Origin of the sequence: Brevibacterium picturae, from assembly GCF_030453725.1 — a bacterium.
Taxonomy (GTDB): domain Bacteria; phylum Actinomycetota; class Actinomycetes; order Actinomycetales; family Brevibacteriaceae; genus Brevibacterium; species Brevibacterium sandarakinum_A.
The window spans coordinates 1-4,283 of the sequence record NZ_JAKDJU010000220.1 but is presented as its reverse complement, the minus strand read 5'-3'; the positions used below and the strand labels follow the sequence as shown (position 1 = coordinate 4,283).

Genomic DNA, 4,283 nt, shown 5'->3' with positions numbered 1-4,283 from the left:
CAGGGCGGCGGCGACTTCGGCGGTAACGAAGGCGGCCAGCAGGGCGGCTTCGACCAGGAGAACTGATTCTCTCAGCCTGAAAGCTTGCTACAGCACAGTGGAGGGGCGGTTATATCACCGCCCCTCCACTGTGCTGTTGCATCTGCCGCCGCGCGGGCTGCGCGGCGCATCGCATCAGGTCGGTCACTGCGTGACGGACACGACCTGCCGGTGCCGGCCGAGGCCGTCGATGTCCATTTCGACGACGTCACCATCGGTTAGGTAAGGGAACTTCCCCGACATCGCCACACCCTGCGGTGTGCCGGTGAGGATCACGTCACCGGGCTCGAACGGCATCGTCTGGCTGAGCTGATGGATGATCTGCCCGACGTCGAAGATCAGGTCGCTCGTCGACGAATCCTGTCGAACCTCGCCATTGACCCAAGTGCGCAGTCGCAGTGACCCGGGCTCCACCTCGGCGGCGGGCCTGACCCACGGGCCCAGTGGCGTGAAGCCGGGGAGGTTCTTCCCCTTCGACCACTGACCGCCGGATTCGTCGATCTGGAACCTGCGTTCGGACAGGTCGTTGCCCAGGACATAGCCGGCGACGTGCGAATACGCTTCCTCCGCCGAGGCGACTCTGAAGGCTCGGGTGCCGATGACCAGTCCCAGCTCGACCTCCCAGTCGGCCTTCGTGGCATAGGGCGGCAGCTCGAGTTCATCGTAGGGGCCGGCGATCGTCGAGGGCATCTTGAAGAAGACGACAGGTGCTTCGGGCGGTTCGGCTCCTGCTTCTCGGGCATGCGCTGCGTAGTTCATGCCCACGCACACCACCGCCGAGGGGCGCGAGATGGGCGCACCGATGCGCAGATCGTCCGCTCCCTCAAGAGGCTCGAGGCTGCCTTCGTCCAGTGCAGCTCGAACTTCTTCGATGCCGTCGTCGGCAAAGAACTCCGAGTCGATATCTGTGGTCAGGGGGCGCAGATCGTAGTGGACGTCCTTGTCGCGCACTACTGGGATCTCGTGGCCGATGGGGCCCAAACGCAGCAATTCCATACGGTTCCTCTCGTGTTCGTCAGGCTTGCGCATCCGGCCGTCGTTGGACGAATGTGCAGTGCAAGCCTGAGATCCCACGGTAATGGCGTCTCGCATCCTAAGTTGGAATCATTCAAGTATTGGACGCCTGTTTTGTGGATCATCGCACAATCATTTCCGCACTACGGAACTGGCGGCCTGCCCACCCGTATCGTCGCCCTCCTGCCTCGGGGGATTCCCAGCCCCACTCCCCTGTCGACTCAGACGGCCGACGCCGTGTAGTCCGACTTCGCCCGGCGGGGCACGACGACGATGGGCACCGGAGAGTGCTGCAGGATCCGCATGGCATGGCTGCCCAGCGACACACGCTTGAGTGCCCCGAGACCGGAGGAGCCGAGCATCATGGCTTCGGGATCTTCCCACTCCACGGCGGTCAGTGCACTCGCCCAGTCCGGCCCGGTTCCGATGGCGACGTCGGTCTCGCCGGGCCTGATCTGGAGCTGATCGATCGAGCACAGGATCTCGTCGGTGTCCCGCCTGATCACCTTGGCCCATTCGTCGATGACACCGGACTCGACGTCGAGCCCCACGCCCGCCGCCGATATCACGCGCGACCGGGGCGCGAAGGACGCGATGCGGAAAGGCACGCCGGACTCGGCAGAGACCATCGCGGCCCCGAGAATGAGGTCCGCCGAGGTGGACGAACCGCTGTATGCGGCAGTGATCCTCCGCAGACGAGCACCCGGTGCGGCCCGGAATCCGACCGGTGCCAGCGCCACCGGCAGACTGGCGCTGTGCAGCAGCCCGGTGGAGACGGACCCCAGCGCGATCCGGCCCGGCTTTCCATCTGCCGCGGGGCCGACGACGAGGCGGTAGGCATCTTCGTCTCGGCACATCTCGAGCAGTCCACGTCGCGATGATCGTGCACTGCGGATGACGCATTCGGACTCGATGTCATCGGGAAGGATCGCCCGGACCTCGTCCAGGGCAACCTCGGCGACACTGCGCAGTTTCTTCTGGTACTCGCTCTCGAAGTGCACGGGACTCATCGGAAAAGCAGCGGAATCGATGGCCGCCGCGACGAGCCGGCGCCCGTAGGAGCGCGCGAGCACGATTCCCAGTTCTACTGCCGCCCTATTGTCCTGACCTGGTGCGACGCCGACGACGATGCTCATTGGTTCCCTCCTGTTAAATCGGATCCGTCAATGCTGTCATGCGCTGCCCGTTGTTTTCCCAGCACCGAGGATCTGCGCCCGAAGATGAAGTACAGCCCGAGGATGACCGCCGTCCAGATGAGGAAGACGACGATCGTGATGATCTGCAGGTTGCTGATGATCCAGAGGCAGCCGATGATCGCGAGCACCGGCAGCACGGGATAGAAGGGCACCTTGAAGCCGCGCTCGAGGTCGGGTTCGCGCACACGCAGGATGATGACGGCCAGGGACACGACGACGAAGGCGACCAGCGTGCCGATGCTCGTCATCTCTGCAAGGAAGTTCAGTGGAATGAACCCGGCCAGGATGGCGATGACGACGGTGACGACGATCGTGCCCTTGACCGGGGTGAGCGTGCGCGGATTGACGTCGCCGAAGAGCTTGGGCATCATTCCGTCGCGTGACATCGTGAACAGGATGCGGGTCTGGCCGTAGATCGAGACGAGCGTGACGGAGAAGATCGAGATCACGGCCCCGGCGGCGACGACGGTGCCAGGCCACTGGGCGCCGACGATGTTCTCGAGGATCGCCGACAGGCCGGCGCTCTGGCCTTCGAACTCCTGCCAGGGCTGAGCCGACAGTGCCGCGATGGCCACCATGACGTAGACCGTGGTGACGATGATGAGAGCGGCGATGAGCGCCCGGGGCATGGTCTTCTTCGGGTTCTTCGTCTCGTCACCGGCAGTGGCCACCGCGTCCATGCCGACGTAGCTGAAGAAGATCAGGCCGGAGCCTGCCACCACTCCGGAGAACCCGAAGGGCGCGAAGTCGGCGAAGTTGTCGACGTTCCAACCGGTGACTCCCACGCACACGAAGAACAGGAGGACGCCGATCTTCGTGCACACCATGACGGTGTTGATGACGACCGATTCGCCGGTGCCGCGGACCAGCAGGAAGCAGCACATGGCCAGCAGCAGGATGGCCGGCAGGTTGACGATCCCACCTTCTTCGGGCGCATAGGCCAGGGCGTGGGGGATCTCGAACCCGAAGAGGTTGAACAGCAGCTGGTTGACGTACTGCGACCAGCCGACGGCGACCGCGGCACCTGCGACCCCGTATTCGAGGAGGAGACAGGCGGCGACGCCCATCGCCGGCAGCTCGCCGAGCGTCGCATAGGCATAGGAGTAGGAGGAGCCGGAGACGGGCACGCTGCCGGCCAGTTCCGCGTAGCAGATGACCGCGAGGCCGGCGACGAGCCCGGCGATGACGAAGGACCAGATGACCGCCGGTCCGGCCACGGGCACGGACTCGGAAAGGATGAAGAAGATGCCCGTGCCGATAGTCGACCCGACGCCGATCATGGTCAGAGAGAACAGACCGATCGTGCGCTTGAGGTCACTGTCCGTCTCCTCGCCCTGCTGTGGGACGGGCTTCACCCGGAACAGCTGCTGTCGCAAAGTTGCCATTGTCTTTCCCCAGACGTCGTCGTCTTTCCAGCGGATCAGTGCCGGCACCGTCGATCGTCAACGTTGACCGTCGGTCCGGATCCGGCACTTTCGATACTGCGACCATACGACAGTCTTGCCTCGCCGAGGTGGTGCTGAGTGGAAATCATGACTTCGGAATCCGTTGCCCCGCGGTGCCCGATTCGCACTCGGGGCACGACCGCACTGGCCAGGTGGCCTTGCCGGCACCTGCGAAAAACTTATTCAATAGAATGGTTGAATAAGCGATTTCGTGGCTCTATAGTTGTATTCAACCAATACGTTGAATACAGATCGGAGGTCCAGTGGCAGATCAGCTGACAAAGGTGTTCGCAGCCCTGGCCGACCCCACCCGTCGAGACATGGTGGCCAGGCTGTCCATCGCCGACGCCACGGTCAACGAGCTCGCCGAACCCTATGAGGTCAGCGTGCAGGCCGTGTCGAAACACCTCAAGGTGCTTGAGGATTCCGGACTGATCACTCGCACCAGAGACGCCCAGCGCAGACCAGTCCACCTCGAAGACAATGTGTTCGATCTGATGACCAAATGGATCGAGAGATACAGACAACAGGCCGAAGACCGCTACCAACGCCTCGACGCAGTTCTGGATGAGATGAACGCGGACGAGGA

At 63.5% G+C, this 4,283-nt stretch carries 4 protein-coding genes; 1 reads left to right on the top strand and 3 read right to left on the bottom strand.

Features of this window, described 5'->3' with window-relative positions; translation table 11 throughout:
- Positions 1-183: 183 nt before the first annotated feature.
- The 3 genes from L0G76_RS14465 to L0G76_RS14455 form a co-directional block, all read right to left on the bottom strand.
- On the bottom strand, positions 184-1,035 hold the full coding sequence (locus tag L0G76_RS14465) for a fumarylacetoacetate hydrolase family protein (protein ID WP_304357861.1): 852 nt from the start codon (positions 1,033-1,035) through the stop codon (positions 184-186).
- A 239-nt stretch (positions 1,036-1,274) separates the two neighbouring features.
- Positions 1,275-2,189, bottom strand: coding sequence for a universal stress protein (locus tag L0G76_RS14460; RefSeq protein ID WP_304357860.1), 915 nt, complete (start codon positions 2,187-2,189; stop codon positions 1,275-1,277).
- On the bottom strand, positions 2,186-3,634 hold the full coding sequence (locus L0G76_RS14455; protein ID WP_304357859.1) for an APC family permease: 1,449 nt from the start codon (positions 3,632-3,634) through the stop codon (positions 2,186-2,188). The genes L0G76_RS14460 and L0G76_RS14455 overlap by 4 nt, the downstream gene beginning before the upstream one ends.
- A gap of 323 nt (positions 3,635-3,957) precedes the next feature.
- On the opposite strand from L0G76_RS14455, the gene L0G76_RS14450 reads away from it, so the two are divergent.
- A partial coding sequence (locus L0G76_RS14450; protein ID WP_304357858.1) for an ArsR/SmtB family transcription factor occupies positions 3,958-4,283 on the top strand: 326 nt, incomplete at its 3' end.